Raw genomic sequence first — 14,949 nt, forward strand, 5'->3', positions numbered from 1 at the left:
GTTTTTAGCTAAAGCGCTCTACTGCAAATGGGGACAGATCAATACTGGTGGGTTGTTCATCGATCAGCTCGCTTACTAATTTTCCGGTACCGGCGCCCAGGCTGAGGCCCAGCATCGAGTGGCCTGTCGCTATGACTACGTTGTTATATCTTTTTATCCGGCCGATATACGGCAGGCCGTCGGCGCTACAGGGGCGATAGCCGTACCATATCTTCTCCCGCGGCGGCATGGGTACGTCGAAGTCGGGGAAGAAGCGCTTCACCGCATTGAGGATTCCCTGTACCCGGGTATAGCGGGGAGGGGTATTCGTACTGGTGATCTCCATGGTGCCGCCAAAACGGATCTTGTTGCCATCCATCGGCGTGATGGCGGCGCGGCCTTCCACCAGGATGGCCGGGTAGTTGACGCTCCACGGAGAGTCTTCGAGGGTAACCGAATAGCCGCGGCCCGGAACAAGCGGCACATGGGTATCGAGCAGCGAAGCGATCTCGCGGCTCCAGGAACCCGTGGCGATGACGACGGCATCGGCTTCGAAGCTGTGAAGGGGGGTGATGAGCCGTTTGACCCCGCCGTTCCCCGTTTCGAAGCGCCGGACCTCTTCATGTGGAAGGAGTTCGACGCCGGCCGTTTGCAACAACCCGATCAGGCCCTTCATCAGTTTATCGGGGTACAGGTGGGCGTCACATTTGAAAAAAATCGCTCCCAGGCCATTGACCCGTGTATGCGGCTCTTTTGCCTGCAGCTCTTTGGCGTCGAGAAGATCGACATCCAGACCCAACTCGTGGGCCTTCTCGACGGTATGGTGCGCATGCCCGGCCGCGGCTTCCGTCTGGAAGATCTCGAGCAGGCCTTTATGCTGGTACGCGAATTCGAAATGAGGCGTCGGCAGCCAGGTATTCTCGTATTCGTATTGGCTGAGAACGGCGATGTCCTTCAAAGGGGCGGCGGAGCGCTCGACATGCCCGGGGGTTGCGCTCTTCATGAATTTCATCCCCCAGTCTATCAGCGAACGGCTCAGCCGGGGCTGCACATAGAAAGGGCTTTGAGAATTGAGCATCCATTTCAATCCCTGGCGTACGATGCCGGGAGTGGCAAGGGGGATAAAATGACTGGGACAAACGTAGCCGCAGTTGCCATAGGAGCAGTTGTCCATAAAATCCGACTTATCCAGAACAGTAACCTGATGACCAGCCTTTTGTAAATAGTAAGCAGAACTTAACCCGATGATACCGCCGCCAACGACGACTACATTTTTTCTCATTCGACAAATTTAAGACGAAAAGGTTATGGCCGATTTTGCCGTTCTAAGCCGATTTTGACCATATTTTAACCATTTTTTACCTTATATTGATAAGATCGCGATAAAATCTAAGAATGTGGTACATTCAGATATGAAAGTACTGCAATTTACCATCCCTGTGCCGCACGACAAGACGGTCATCGTTCAGAAGGATGAGCTTCCGCACTTTTACCCGCACCTGCACCGTCACCAGGAGATCCAACTGACCTGGATCCAGCAGGGAGAGGGTACCCTCGTCGCAGAGAACAATATGTATGCTTTCCGTCCGGGAGACATCTATTGGCTGGGGGTCAACCTGCCGCATGTATTCAAAAGCGATCCCTCCTATTTCGCGCCCTCGAGCCAGAAGAAAGTTCATACCCTCAATATCTTCTTTAACGTCAAAGGACAGCTGGACCACTTTTTCGACCTACCCGAGATCAAAAACCTCAAGGCCTTTTTGCTCAATCGCCAGACCGGTTTCAAAGTCCCACCGGCCCGACAGGCCGAGGTGTCGGCGAAGATGCTCGAGATCCAGAACAGTACCGGCGTCGACCAGCTGATCCATTTCATCGAGCTGCTGAAACAGCTGAGCACATTCCCCGAACTGGAACCCCTCTCCTCCTGTTCCCAACCCGCGGCCTACAGCGAGCATGAAGGCATCCGCATCGGGGCGATCTACAACTATATCATGCAGATGTATGATAAGCCGATCACGCTCGAGGACGTCGCCAAACAGGCCCATATGACGCCTCAGGCCTTCTGCCGGTACTTCAAGAAGCACACCCTGCACACTTTTGTGTCGTTCCTCAACGAAGTGCGGATCAACGAAGCCTGCAAGAAGCTCACCGACGGCAACTACGACTCTATCGCAACCGTTGCTTACAACTGCGGGTTCAACAGCATCACCAATTTCAACCGTGTATTCAAAAGCGTGACCCGGAAGTCGCCGAGTGAATACGTCGACAGCTATTTCAAGTCGGTTGCCGTCGCCGAATAGTATCAACGACCGCCGCCGGGACAGTGTGCACGCAGATAGTCGGTAAATAAGTGCGACAAATGCATGCTCGTCCCTTCGCCTTCATTGATGGCATGGGTCCGGTTTGGATAGACCATGATCTGGAAGGGCCGATCGTATTTGACCAGCTCGTTGATCAGTTCCTCGGTGCCCTTATAGTGAACATTATCGTCGCCGGTGCCATGGACGATCAACAGGTTGCCACGCAGGTGCTTCGCATAGTAAAGAGGCGACCCTTTTACGAAGTCCTCCCGGTTCTCCTGGGGCAGGCCCATATATCGTTCCTGGTAGATGTTGTCGTAAAGCAGCTCATCGGCCACGGGCGCGATGGAAATTCCCGTTTTATAGAGTTCAGGGTGCTGGAACATCAGGTTCAACGTAGCCGAACCGCCACCGCTCCATCCCCAGACGGCGATGCGGCTGGAATCGACAAAGGGCCACTGGATGATCTTCCTGACTGCCATGGCCTGGTCGCGGATATTGATGATCCCGATCTGCCGGTAGATGCATTTGCGCCAGGCCGCGCCCTTGGGCGCAGGGGTACCACGCCCGTCGAGGCTCATCTGGATATACCCGTCCGCGGCAATGTCGCCGGCATAAAGCCGGGTGCCCTGCCCGCCGGCAACATCCTTCACCGTCGTAGAGGCCGGCTCGGTATAAACATTGAACACCACCGGGTATTTCTTCGTGCTGTCGAAGTCCTTTGGCAATATCATCCAGCCATCCATGGTCACGCCATCCTCCGTCGTCAATTGGAACATCCTGACCGGGTACTGCGGCCGGCCGTTGCCGCGCCGGGCGGCCTGTTCGTTGGTCTTTATAACCGCATGTTTGGGCAGGCTTACCCATTCGGACACCGATTCATACAAATGGTTGGAGAAATTATGGATAGCAAAAGATGCGTTCGGCGAAATAGTGTAGTTGTGTGTCCCCTTTTGCGCGGCAGGTGAAACGAGCTCCATATTACCCTTGCCGTCGAGGCGGACGCGATACAGGTATTGCTGGGTGGCGTTATCAGGCGAGGCCATGAAGTACGCATAGCCGCCTTTTTCATCGATGGCTTTCAGGGAGATGAGGTCATAGTTGCCCTTTGTCAGCAGGGTTTCCTTCTTCCCATCGCGGCTGATTCGGAACAGATGGCGCCAGCCGTCCTTTTCGGAGACCCAAAGAAATTCTTTGCCCCCGCTCATCCATTCCCAGCCGGTGGGGTCGTCGCTGTAGCGGCTTTTGACGTCGATCCACGCTTTGTCGGATTCCTCGTACACCTGCGTCGCGGCGCCCGTTGAGGCGTTGCAAAGGAAGACCCTGGCAACCTGTTGCTTTCGGTCCAATTGCTCGAGCACTATCTCGGTGCTGTTATCCGCCCATTCCATCCTCGGGATATAATGTTGCTTGCTGTCACCGGGAACATCCATCCAGGTAGTTTTTGCCGTGGCAATATCCACCACGCCGATTCGACACGGCGAAGGGTCCTCACCCGCGACGGGATATTCCACGGGAACGGTAAAGGGGTAAAGCGAATCGGTATTGTTGATCATCAGGAAGTTCTTGACCTTGGTAGCGTCGAGCTGCCAGAAGGCGATGCTTTTGCTGTCGGGACTCCAGCGAAAGCCGTCGCGGCAGCTGAACTCTTCCTCGTAGGCCCAGTCGAAAGTCCCGTTGATCAGCCGGAAGCTGCCATCGGTGGTCAGCGGTCGGATGGACCCGGTGGCCAGGTCCTCGACAAAGACATTGTGCTCGCTGACGTAGGCGGCTTTTGTCCCGTCGGGGGATATCTTCGCGAACATGAGCGAGGAAGCGGGCCGGCCTGCCCCCAGCTGTTTGAGGTGATGAGTGGCTTCGTCGAGAACCCAGTAGTCGCCGCGGGTGTTGAGCCGCCAAACCTTCTTCGTGTTGTTGAAGAAAAGGAGCTTTTTCCCATCTTCGCTGAAGGTGAAGCTCTGGACCCGGTCGGGCATGTCCTTCCCTTCGGCGACAACCGTTCGTTCAAACGCCGGGAGGGTGTATTTGACGAGCGTGTTTGCTTCGAGGACATAGTAGGAGTTCCCTTCCTTGTCCCATTTGACGCCGCCACCGCCACGTTGGGCGGTGAGGGCATTGGCAAGCAGGCAGGAAATGATAAATAGGACCAGTGATCTCATATCGTTGTTTGTTTAAAATTGAGCCAAAAAAAGTTTTTTAAAGGTAATTTTTTGCCTCAGTATGGCTAATGTCTTTCTAAGCTGGCTCCGCCAGCTTAACGCCAATGTAATACATTTTCTTTATTCCGTCTTCGGTGAACAGGTCGCCTTCGGCGCCCTTCAGATCGGTGGTTTTCCAGTCCTGTGTAGGCAGGATGCGGAGGCGCGTCCGGCCGTTGTGCAGGACAAGCGGCAGGTTGAACCCGTTGACACAATTGGTGTAACGATAGGTTACCTGCTTATGGTCGGCGCTGATCTTGTATTCGAAGTCGGGGATCTGCGTCGTCCGCAGGTATTGATCGAAGACTTTTGAGAAATCGAATCCGGCATGTTCGGAGACGTAGCGCTCCACCTGCGCGCTCGTGACGGTCTGGTGATAGAACGTCTTTTGCAACCCGCGGATGACCTGCCGCCACTGTTCGTCGTTGTCGATGCTATGGCGCATGGCCTGCAGCATGTTGCCACCTTTGGGATACATGTCCCCACTCCCCTGCTCGTTGACACCATAGCGGGGGATGATGGGCCGGTCGTTGCGGATGCCGTTGCGGGTAGCGACATTGTATTCATTGCCGGCATCCACACCCCACATATAATCGGCGAAAAGCGTCTCGCTGTAATTGGTAAAACCTTCGTGCACCCACATATCGGCGAGGTCTTTTGTCGTCAGGTTGTTGCCGAACCATTCGTGGCCGCTCTCATGGATGATGATGAAATCGTACATCATGCCGTATTTCGATCCGCGACCCCGGTAGCCGAAGGCATAATGGTTACCATAGGCAACGGCGCTCTGGTGTTCCATCCCCGTGTGCTCGACATCGACGAGCTTGTAGCTGTCCTCGTAGAAGGGATAGGGTCCCATCCAGTGTTCGAAGGCATGCAGCATATTGTGCACCTGGGTCGGCATATAATCCTTTGCCCGCGGCAAATTATAGTCGAGAACCCAGTAGTCGAGATCCAGATGTCCTTTCTCTCCATTGAAGTCCTCGTGGAAGGTGACGTATTTGCCGATATAAGGGATCAGGCAGTAGTTGCTGATAGGGTTGACGACGGCCCACTTATAGGTTGTCGTTCCATCGCCGTTCGCTTTCCTGAACTGGAGACGCCCATTGGAGACGCCGATAAGGCTGTCGGGAACGATCATCGTCATCGACGCGCCCTTGTCGGGTTCGTCGCCCTGGTAGTCTTTACAGGGGTACCAGACGGAGGCGCCAAGACCCTGGCAGGTGACCGTCATCCAGGGACGGCCAAGGGAATCCTTTGTCCAGGTCCAGCCGCCGTTCCACGGCGGACGCTTGGCTTCGACGGGGGTGCCGGAGAAACAGATCTTTATCGTTTGAGTCGATCCCACAGCCTGCTTCGGCGTCCGGACATGATAGGCATTACCCTCCCGGGAAAAGGACAGGGTCTCTTTCCCGTTGGCAACAATGCTGTCGATACGCAACGGCTCCATCAAATCGATCTGCATCGCCGGTTGGTTGGACCCGATGACCTTATAGGTTATCAGATCGCTGCCGGTCGTGGACTTTGTAGTATAATCCGGCTTGATGGTAATATCGTAGCGTTGGATATCCCACCAGCTGCGTTCGGCGTCGTTGGACCCGCGAAGCGTGTCTGCATGGGTGAATACTTTGTGCTCGTATTCCTCTCTTGCATGGGCAATGGCGCGTTCGCGCCGGGCGCGGATGCTGTCGGGGTTGGTATTGGGTTGCGGACCCGTCTGGGCCGCCGCCGCAAGCGGCAGCAACAGGCTGCAGAGGAGGAGAGGGTGGTGAAAGCTCATATTACAATTTATGGGATCCAGAACAATTTCGTATTGACATCGTCCGAGGTACCGCCGCTCATGGCCTGTACGGCAGCCGACCAGTTCTTCGAATTGGCCGACTGTTCGGTCGTCGGATAGTAAAAGCGTTTGGGCAGGCTGGTGATGGCGCCAATGGGCGGGCTGATGCCGTCGATATTGGGTTGTTTGAGCCGGCGGATGATCGTCCAGGCGTCCCAGCCGCGGTCGGCCATGGCGATCCATTCCTGCCAGGCGATCTTTTGTTTGAAGTCGCCCGTGGCGGTGCTGTAAGCAACAGTGGGTTGGGCAAGATAGGTCTGCGCCTGCGCGGTAGTGCCACCCCAGTAGGTGATCGAGGCCGTGACGCCATTGTTATAGTGTTGTTCGGCGGTGCCGGTAACGGGAAAGCCGCGCTCTACGGCTTCGGCCAACAGGAACTCGGTCTCGGCATAGTCCAGCAGATCCGTGGGCCAGGTAGCAGCGGTCCAGGCGGAGGAGAAAGTAGACAGACCACTTGGCGAGTTACCGCCGCCGGGCACCCCACCCTTATAGGTTCCGTCCGTAGCCTTTGTGAAATAGAGACCCAGGCGGGGATCGTTCCAGTTCTGGAGCGTGTTCAGCATCAGGTTCGCAGGCACGAAATCGGTCCGGCCGCTGTTGATGACCGCTTGCCAGACGGGGTTGGTATTCCCCGTGGGACTGGTTTGATAGGCAAAGCGGGCATTATCCGAATTGGCCGTGAATACCCCGGCGGCGATGGCATCCTGGACATTTTTGGAGGCGGTCGTCGCGTCGACATCGGCAAGGACCATGGCCATCTTCAATTTGAGGGTGGCGGCGAATTTTTTCCAGGCAGCGGTATTGCCTTTGTAGACCTGGTCGGCATTGCCAAGGGAGGCGGCGCTGGTGTTCAGTCCGGCGATACAGGTATCGAGACGATGGAGGAGATCGAGGTAGACGGTCTTTGCATCGTCGTATTTCGGAAAGGGAACGGTCCGGTTCTCCGCCTGGCTATAGGGGATATTCCCGTAGGTGGACACCAGCAGATTATAGGCATAGACCTGCAGGATATCGGTTACGATCAGATCGTTGCGAAGAACCGCGGGATCGGTGACCGTAGTCGCGTAAAGGCCCTTCGCGTTGGTGAGGTTCGCCAGTACGCTGGTATACAACTGCGTCCACCAGTTATTGGGGGAGTTGTATGCCGAAAGCACATAACGCGCTTCGGTGGTATAGTTGGAGCCGGTCCAACTTTGTGCGAATTGCCGGAACACGTTGAAGGAACCGGAGGGTTGTTCGTAATAGTCCGACAGGTTTTTTTCGCCGGCCAGGAAAAGGCTGGTGGCCGGCACGCTGCTGGCATGTTTCCCGTCGGTGTTATAGGCGCTGAGATCCTTTTTGCAGGCCGCGAGACCCAGTAGGACCGGCAGTGATATATAGATGAGTTTTTTCATTGCTTTACGATTTACTATTTTTAAAATCTTACCCGGATATTGGCTCCAAAATTTCTGAACACCGGGTAGGAACCCGATTGGAAGCCCTGGGAGCCATTCACGCCGGCGGCGGCGCTGCCGGTAGCCACACCCTGTTCCGGATCGGCGTAGGGCAGGTTCTTATGGATGATCCAAAGGTTCTTTCCGGTGAGCGAGAATTCCAGTCCCTTGATAGCCCCCATCTTTGCGATCGTCTTTGCCGGCAGTGAGTAAGTGATGGTCACTTCGCGCAGCTTGATATAGCTGGCATCGTATACATAAGTGCGGGCCGCTTCGCTGAAATCCGAGCTCCACGGGAATAAGCCGGCATTGAAATCGGAGGCGTCCACCAGGCGGGTATTGGGTTTGCCATCCGCTGTCACGCCTTTGAACAGGTATCCACCCCCTTGTGAAAGGGGAGCGCGTACCCCGACGCCGTTGGAGTTGTAGCCACCGGTGTGCGGAGTGAGGCCCGCCGAAGCGCCGTAGTCGAGGTCAAGCGAGTAGACATCCCCGCCCTGGCGGACATCGACCAGGAAGTAAAGCGAGATATTCTTATACGTCAACGTATTGCCGATACCACCCAGCCAGGTGGGATTGATATTGCCGATATCGGAGAGCTTATTGGTCGACTTGACGGGATAGCCGGCCGAATCGATCAGCACCTGGCCGTTCTTATATTGATAGTCGGAACCCCGGATGATGCCGACCGATTTGCCCACTTCGGCTACGGTCTGGATGCTATTCTGATAGCTGGAGATGATAAAGGAGGGTTGGCCGGCATACAGCGAAATAGCCTTGTTCTTGTTATGCGACCAGTTGATGTTCATCGTCCAGCTGAAGTTGCGGGTCTTTACGGGTACCAGGTTCAGCGTAACCTCCTGGCCGGTGTTCTGGACGGTTCCGCCGTTGACATAGAACGTGGAATATCCACTGCTGCTGGAAACCGTGATCGGCAGTATCTGGTTCTGCTGTTTGGAATTGTAATAGACGACGGTCAGACCCACGCGGCTTTGCAGGAAGGACAACTCGGCGCCTGCTTCGTAGGTATGATTTTGCTCAGGAAGCAAATTGGGATTATTATTGACAGTAGGTGAAGTGAAGATGGTCTGGCCATTGAACGGCGTTCCGGAAGTATAGGTGTTCTTGGTCGCGAATACCGGTGCATCGCCGCCAACTGCTGCGTAGTTGACCCAAACCTTACCATAATTGAGCACTTCCTGTGCCTGCGGGATCAGCTTGGAGAAGACCCAGTTCGCCGATACAGAAGGATAGTAGAAAGAGCTGTTCTTAGCCGGCAGGGTGGAGGACTTATCGCGGCGGATGGTACCGTCCAGTGTGATCATATCCTTATAGGACAGGGTCGCGCCGGCAAAAACACCGTCCACCTCCTTTACCGAATAGCTTTCCGTCGGGGCGGTGATACTATTGACGGAGTTGGCCAGGGCGAAGAACCCGGGGACCACCAGGCCACCATTGGTAGCGGCGGAGATGCTCTGGTTCACGTCCTGCCGGATATTACCTCCCAACAGGGCCTTCAGGTTGAAATTCTCGTTGAGGTCCTTATTGAAATTGATCAACAGGTCGTAATTGGTCTCGGTGAAGCTGCCATTGTAACGGCCATAGGCAGGAGTACCGTAACTGCCGACATCATAGCGGGTCTCCTGCATTTGGTTCCAGTTGTCTACCGAAACACGGCCGAGGATATTGAGGTACGAAGTTGGTTTGTAGTTCGCGAAGACATTGCCGGTGTATCGGGTGCGGGAGTCCGATTCAAAGTTCTTATAGCGGACCCAATACGGGTTGTCGTGGAATTTGGGTTTGAGCACGCTGCCCGGAGCATTCTGCAGGTAGCTGTTGGTCTGCCAGTTCCAGGTGGCGTTGGTATTGGTCCGGAAGAAGTCCGCCTTCTGCGCGTGAAGATCGATATTGGTCTGCCACCATTGGCGGAAGTCGGTAAAAGGGTTGATCTGCGTCCCATTGCCGCCGCCATAACCGTAGCCATACCGCCCGATGGCCGCTTCATCGGTGTAGTTGATCTGGCCGCCAACCGTCAGTTGCTCGTTGAGATTGTAGGTTCCGGCCAGGCTCATCAAGCTCTTTCTATTATTGCTGTTAGGAATATAGCCCTTATCATTGGTGCGGGTATAGCCGACCCGGAAGGTGCCTTTGTCATCTCCGCCATCGGCCGCCACACTGACGATATTCGTTATCGGCGTGACCAGGTAATCGGAGGGTTGATTGTGTTGGGCCGGCACCCAGGGGGTGGCCTTTCCATAGTTCGGGTTGCCGGGAGAGAAGGCGTCCCAATTATAGACCATGAGGTTCTTATCATAGGCCGGTCCCGTCGCCTGGTCGGCATCGGTCTGTACGATCTGTACCGGTTGATTCGGGCTGAAAGCCGTTTTCTGCCAGTAGAAGAAGGGGTTGGGATTTCCCGCATCCGCATCACCCTGGCTGCCGATGCCCGGGCCGTATTGCTGCTGGTAAACAGGCATCGTGCTATGGTCGGGCGTGCCGGCGGTGACCCCGGCGTTGAGGGTAACACCGATGCCTTTGCGTTTCGATCCTTTTTTGGTGGTAATAAGAATAACGCCGTTGCTGCCACGGGACCCATAGAGTGCGGAGGCGGCGGCGCCTTTCAGGACACTCATCGATTCGATGTCTTCCGGGTTGATGTCGGAGATCGCGTTCCCGAGATCATAGCTGCTCCGGGCCTGGTTAGTATTATCATAAGGAACGCCGTCGACGACGAACAACGCCTGGTTGTTCTGCGTGAGGGATTTGACGCCGCGAAGGATGACATTGTTGGAACCGCCCATCGTGTTGCTGGAGGTGACCTGCATGCCGGCTACTTTGCCGGACAGATTGTCTACAAAGTTCGAACTGGGTGTTTTTGTGATCTCGCTGCCCGTCAGCTGCTGCGTGGAATACGGCAGGGAGTTGTGCGACCGCCGGATGCCGAGCGCGGTGACGACCACTTCATTTAAGGTGGTGTTTGTCCGGGCAAGCGTGATGCTGAAGTTCTCCTTGTTGCCGACCTTGATCTCCTGCGGCTGGAAGCCGATATTGGAGATGATCAGTTCGTCGGAGGGTTGAGCTGAGATGCGGAAGGTGCCGTCTTCACCGGTTGTAACGCCGCCGCGGGAAGATTTGATCCGAACAGAGACGTTGGGGATGGGAGCTCCAACGGAGTCGACGACCTTTCCGGTGACGGTCCGTTTTTGAGCGTGAGCGGTAAGACATAGCAAGGAGGCTATGAATCCGCATAACACGACGGTTAGCAGTTTTCTCATTGCGACAGTATATTTGGTAATAAACCAAATATAGAAAGCGCCGCATCGCGGCGCTTCTTAGTTTTTGATCTCTTATGGTCGGAATTTACCTGATCTCGAATTCCTGTTTTAACCGGATGTCCGTGCTGCTGCTACCCAGCATCACCTGGAATTTTCCGGGCTCGACGCGCCAGACATGATCTTTGTCGATCAGGGAAAGATCGTCCGGACGAAGGGTGAACTGCAAGGTCTTTTTTTCGCCGGGTTTCAGCGTGACACGCTGGAAGCCGCGGAGCTGTTGTTCATAGACGGTGACGCTGCTGACCTCGTCGTTGATGTACAGCTGGGCGACCTCGTCGCCGGTACGGTTACCCGTGTTGGTTATGTCTACTGTGACGGTGATATCGCCCTGTGGGTTTTGGGTGAGCGGCGTAACAGTGAGATGGCTATAGGCAAATTGGGTATAGCTGAGGCCGTGGCCGAAGGCATAGATGGGACCGAAGACGCTGGTCTTATTCTCTCTTTTATCACCTTTTGGTTGCGACCCGGGCTTATAAGGAAAATTCCACTCGATCTCGCCGGTGGTCTTTGGAAAGGTGATGGTCAGCTTTCCGCCGGGATTGTAGTCACCAAAGAGCGTTTCGGCAACGGCCTGGCCGCCGAAGGAGTTGGGAAACCAGGCTTCCAGGATGGAAGGGATATAGCGGTCGGCCCAGTTGATGGTGAGGGGCTGGCCGTTGACGAGAACAAGAACGACGGGCCGGCCGGTAGCATAAAGAGCCTCGAGCAATTGTTCCTGCCGGCCGGGAAGATCTAGCCCGGTTCGGGACATCCCCTCTCCCACCCTCTTTTCATCTTCGCCCAGGACGGCGATGATGACATCGGCGTTGCGGCCTTTCGTGACGGCCTCATCGATGGCCGATCGTTCGGTAGCCGTGAGTGGCGTGGGGATGATCTCGCTTTCGGGCCACGCGCTGTCGACGATATCGCAGCCCCTGGCATAGTCGATGGAGGTGGAGTTGCCCAGATAGCTGCGCAGGCCTGCCTCGACGGAGACCGGAGACAGATGGGAAGGGCCATAGCGGCTGATCGCGTAGGAGGTCTCTCTCCCGAGGGGGCCGGTGACCAGGATATGCCGGATCTTTTGTTTGTCGAGGGGCAGCAGGTTGCCGTCGTTTTTCAGCAGGACGAGGGATTCGCGGGCCATTTTGAGCATGAATTCCTTCGTCCGGCCCGGGGCGAGCACTTCATCGGCCTTTTTGGGGTCCTTTACATAGGGCTGGTCGAAGAGGCCGAGCCGGAATTTCACGCGAAGGACGTCGGCCACGCGTTTGTCGAGGGTGTGGATGGACAACTCCCCGTTGCGGACCAGTTCCCGCAGCGGCTCGATAAAGGTCCCGGGTGGGGTAAAGTTGGTGCGTACATTGAGACCGGCTTCCATCACCTGCCGCACGGCGTCCTTATAGGTGGCCGCGACATGGTGCTTGGTAAAGAGGTATTCGACGGCGTCGCTGTCGGAGACGACATAACCGTCGAAACCGAATTTTTCGCGGAGAAGCTCGGTAAGGAAGTAATAGCTACCGGTGATGGGCACACCGTCCCAGTCATTGTAGCTGCTCATTACCCCCATTGGATGGGCTTCCTGGATCACGCGGCGAAAAGCATAAAGGTACAACTGCTGGAGTTCCCGGGGAGCCACATGAGGATCCGTGCGGACGCTGCCGTCACGCCCTCCTTTAGGGACACTATATACGGCAAAATGTTTGAGTGTGGAAGCAATCCCCTGTTCCTGGATGCCGAGGGTCATCTGTTTGCCCAGTTCGGCGACGAGGAAGGGGTCTTCACCATAGCATTCCAGCGTGCGGCCCCAGCGGGGATCGCGGGCAAGGTCGAGGATGGGGGCATAGACGTTGGTATAGCCCAGCGCCTTTGCTTCGCGGCCGACGATGACACCCGCCTCATGGACCAGGTCTTTATCCCAGGTGGAGCCGATGGCGATGGGTGCAGGCAGCGAGGTGGCGCGGTCGTGGTTCAGGCCATGGATGCCTTCGTTGGTAAAGTCGACGGGAATACCGAGGCGGGTCTGTTCGACAAACCAGCGCTGGACGGTGTTGATGGCTTCGGCATGGCGGCTGAAGGGATAGGACAGGCTTGTCTGGGCCTTGGGGTTACCGGCGACCGAATTGAGTTCCTCGTCGATGTTGGCGATGCCGTCCTTCCAGATCTCGTTGTTCCACCCGGAGGTTGGTAAAGAGTCTTTCAACACCCTGCCGTAGCCGTAAAGCGTGGCGGTCTGGCAGGTCTTTTCTTCGAGGGTCATCCGGCTCAGCAGGTCGGCGATCCGCCGGTCAACCGGCTGGGCGGGGTCTTCGAAAATGTCTTTGACGCCGTTTTTGTTGAAGTCGATCCAGCCATCATGGTAAATGGATCTAACCTGGGCGGATGCGAGGAAGGCGGCCAGGCAGCAGGTGGCCGATAAAATGAAAGTACGCATCCGCGAATATAATCCCGAAAACGCGCTTCAGGAAAAATAGCGCGTTTCCAGAATAGGGCTTATGTCTGCCCTTCGGGCGAACCGCTTCCAGCGGCTCCGGGTCCTACCACGCTTCGTTCTTTTGAAAGGCCAAAATCAGGATAATCCCGCTTATAAGTCCGGATATGGAGATGAATTTCTGACTCTCGATATTCAGGTAGCTGTATATAAAGAGGAGCTGCCCGATGATCAGGAAAAAGGAGAAGGTAATGAGGACCAGTCTGCGGAGATTGCTTTTGGACTGCCCCTTCAAAAAGCCCAGGATAGAGATGAGGGAAAAGAAGATGCCTACCAATGTTGTCATAGGAATGGATTTATTCCAATATACAGCCGCGCGGGCGCCTTTGCAATAGGAAATTTGCGCTGGCGGAAGCGGAGAATTACTCCGGGGACAGCAACTCACTGGGAGACAGGCCCAGGCCGCGGGCCAGGGATACCAGCATCGTGATCGTGGGGTCGAGTTCGCCGGCTTCGACGGCCGCGATGTCCCGGCCGCTGACGCCGGTGAGGGTGGCGAGCTGGGCCAGGGAAAGGTTTTTTTGGCGGCGCCGGGAGGCCAGGCGTTCGCCGAGCCGGCGGAGGGGATCTTGCTGTTTATCCATAATGGGAGTGTTGATGGAGGAACAGCAAGGACACAAGAACCCTTATAGGAGGTACTACCCTATTACGGCCTCTGCCCGGTGATAACCAATGGAAAAAGAGGAATCAATTAGTGACTTCCGGCTCGTATTCCAACAGCATCGCCGGCTGGGCCTCGAGGGCTACAGCCAGTTGCAGGAGGGTAGTAAAAGTAATGTTGATCATCCCCTTCTCGATCTTTGCGATCTTGCTGTTGTCGATGCTGCAGGCATACGACATTTCGCGCAGGCTGAGTCCTTTTTCTTTGCGGAGCTTTCTAAGGTTTTCGCCAAACCTTTTCAATACCTTTTTATCAGCTGGTGTTATCATTATCGTAACCTTAATGTGGGCCTAAGGTGGAAAGTTTTTTTAAAACCATTGTGGCCTAATTAGACCTCACCAAACCGATTTAATAATTCGTTCATCCACGAACTCTTCGAATCAGCGATACCGAAATATAATGATAATTATTGGCAGCGACAGAAGGATGCCGAAAGGAACAGCGATCGGTCATTCGTACCAATCGTAAATATGATTGCCGATGACGTCTACCATGATCGCGCATTTTGGGGAATCCGTTTCCCAGTCCGTCCCTTTTCTCCGGACAAGACCGTAGTAGACATTGTTCAGGAATACCTGGAAGGAGGTGGGGATGCGGTGCTGAACACCGGTTTGCAAGGGTTGGATGAGGCCGCTGTATCTCTTGCCGTCGTAATCAAAGTTGATAGGGAATTTATTGAACATAAAATAGGTTTTTTCTACAATTCCTATTGAAGAAATCGTGCCAGTTTACC

11 protein-coding genes are annotated in these 14,949 nt (G+C 55.2%); 1 reads left to right on the forward strand and 10 read right to left on the reverse strand.

The window, feature by feature from the left end:
• Positions 1–4: 4 nt before the first annotated feature.
• Positions 5–1,261, reverse strand: a complete 1,257-nt coding sequence (locus VHE34_RS23625) for an NAD(P)/FAD-dependent oxidoreductase (RefSeq protein ID WP_325592521.1) — start codon at positions 1,259–1,261, stop codon at positions 5–7.
• A gap of 130 nt (positions 1,262–1,391) precedes the next feature.
• Here VHE34_RS23625 and VHE34_RS23630 point away from each other — a divergent pair, with 130 nt between their 5' ends.
• Positions 1,392–2,279, forward strand: a complete 888-nt coding sequence (locus VHE34_RS23630; protein WP_325592523.1) for an AraC family transcriptional regulator — start codon at positions 1,392–1,394, stop codon at positions 2,277–2,279.
• Between the two features lie 2 nt (positions 2,280–2,281).
• Here VHE34_RS23630 and VHE34_RS23635 read toward each other — a convergent pair whose 3' ends face one another.
• The 9 genes from VHE34_RS23635 to VHE34_RS23675 form a co-directional block, all read right to left on the reverse strand.
• Entirely contained in the window at positions 2,282–4,438 is a 2,157-nt protein-coding gene (locus tag VHE34_RS23635) for a S9 family peptidase (RefSeq protein ID WP_325592525.1), read from the reverse strand.
• Between the two features lie 76 nt (positions 4,439–4,514).
• Positions 4,515–6,257, reverse strand: a complete 1,743-nt coding sequence (locus VHE34_RS23640) for a M1 family metallopeptidase (RefSeq protein ID WP_325592527.1) — start codon at positions 6,255–6,257, stop codon at positions 4,515–4,517.
• An 8-nt stretch (positions 6,258–6,265) separates the two neighbouring features.
• Entirely contained in the window at positions 6,266–7,711 is a 1,446-nt protein-coding gene (locus tag VHE34_RS23645) for a SusD/RagB family nutrient-binding outer membrane lipoprotein (protein WP_325592529.1), read from the reverse strand.
• Between the two features lie 20 nt (positions 7,712–7,731).
• Positions 7,732–11,025 carry a SusC/RagA family TonB-linked outer membrane protein gene (locus VHE34_RS23650; RefSeq protein WP_325592531.1) on the reverse strand — a complete coding sequence of 1,098 codons (3,294 nt, stop codon included), beginning with the start codon at positions 11,023–11,025 and terminating at the stop codon, positions 7,732–7,734.
• A gap of 85 nt (positions 11,026–11,110) precedes the next feature.
• Complete coding sequence (locus VHE34_RS23655) at positions 11,111–13,498, reverse strand: glycoside hydrolase family 3 N-terminal domain-containing protein (RefSeq protein WP_325592533.1); 2,388 nt, start codon at positions 13,496–13,498, stop codon at positions 11,111–11,113.
• Positions 13,499–13,601: 103 nt separating this feature from the next.
• Entirely contained in the window at positions 13,602–13,841 is a 240-nt protein-coding gene (locus VHE34_RS23660; protein WP_325592535.1) for a hypothetical protein, read from the reverse strand.
• 76 nt (positions 13,842–13,917) lie between these two features.
• Positions 13,918–14,139, reverse strand: coding sequence for a helix-turn-helix transcriptional regulator (locus tag VHE34_RS23665; protein ID WP_325592537.1), 222 nt, complete (start codon positions 14,137–14,139; stop codon positions 13,918–13,920).
• A 103-nt stretch (positions 14,140–14,242) separates the two neighbouring features.
• Positions 14,243–14,485, reverse strand: a complete 243-nt coding sequence (locus tag VHE34_RS23670) for a helix-turn-helix transcriptional regulator (RefSeq protein ID WP_325592539.1) — start codon at positions 14,483–14,485, stop codon at positions 14,243–14,245.
• Between the two features lie 180 nt (positions 14,486–14,665).
• Complete coding sequence (locus VHE34_RS23675; RefSeq protein ID WP_325592541.1) at positions 14,666–14,899, reverse strand: hypothetical protein; 234 nt, start codon at positions 14,897–14,899, stop codon at positions 14,666–14,668.
• Between the last annotated feature and the right edge of the window lie 50 nt (positions 14,900–14,949).

Source organism: Puia sp., from assembly GCF_035546395.1.
Classification (GTDB): domain Bacteria; phylum Bacteroidota; class Bacteroidia; order Chitinophagales; family Chitinophagaceae; genus Puia.

Coding starts and splice junctions, on each gene's coding strand:
- VHE34_RS23625 (WP_325592521.1), bottom strand. CDS start 1,261: ATGAGAAAAAATGTAGTCGTCGTTGGCGGCGGTATCATCGGGTTAAGT.
- VHE34_RS23630 (WP_325592523.1), top strand. CDS start 1,392: ATGAAAGTACTGCAATTTACCATCCCTGTGCCGCACGACAAGACGGTC.
- VHE34_RS23635 (WP_325592525.1), bottom strand. CDS start 4,438: ATGAGATCACTGGTCCTATTTATCATTTCCTGCCTGCTTGCCAATGCC.
- VHE34_RS23640 (WP_325592527.1), bottom strand. CDS start 6,257: ATGAGCTTTCACCACCCTCTCCTCCTCTGCAGCCTGTTGCTGCCGCTT.
- VHE34_RS23645 (WP_325592529.1), bottom strand. CDS start 7,711: ATGAAAAAACTCATCTATATATCACTGCCGGTCCTACTGGGTCTCGCG.
- VHE34_RS23650 (WP_325592531.1), bottom strand. CDS start 11,025: ATGAGAAAACTGCTAACCGTCGTGTTATGCGGATTCATAGCCTCCTTG.
- VHE34_RS23655 (WP_325592533.1), bottom strand. CDS start 13,498: ATGCGTACTTTCATTTTATCGGCCACCTGCTGCCTGGCCGCCTTCCTC.
- VHE34_RS23660 (WP_325592535.1), bottom strand. CDS start 13,841: ATGACAACATTGGTAGGCATCTTCTTTTCCCTCATCTCTATCCTGGGC.
- VHE34_RS23665 (WP_325592537.1), bottom strand. CDS start 14,139: ATGGATAAACAGCAAGATCCCCTCCGCCGGCTCGGCGAACGCCTGGCC.
- VHE34_RS23670 (WP_325592539.1), bottom strand. CDS start 14,485: ATGATAACACCAGCTGATAAAAAGGTATTGAAAAGGTTTGGCGAAAAC.
- VHE34_RS23675 (WP_325592541.1), bottom strand. CDS start 14,899: ATGTTCAATAAATTCCCTATCAACTTTGATTACGACGGCAAGAGATAC.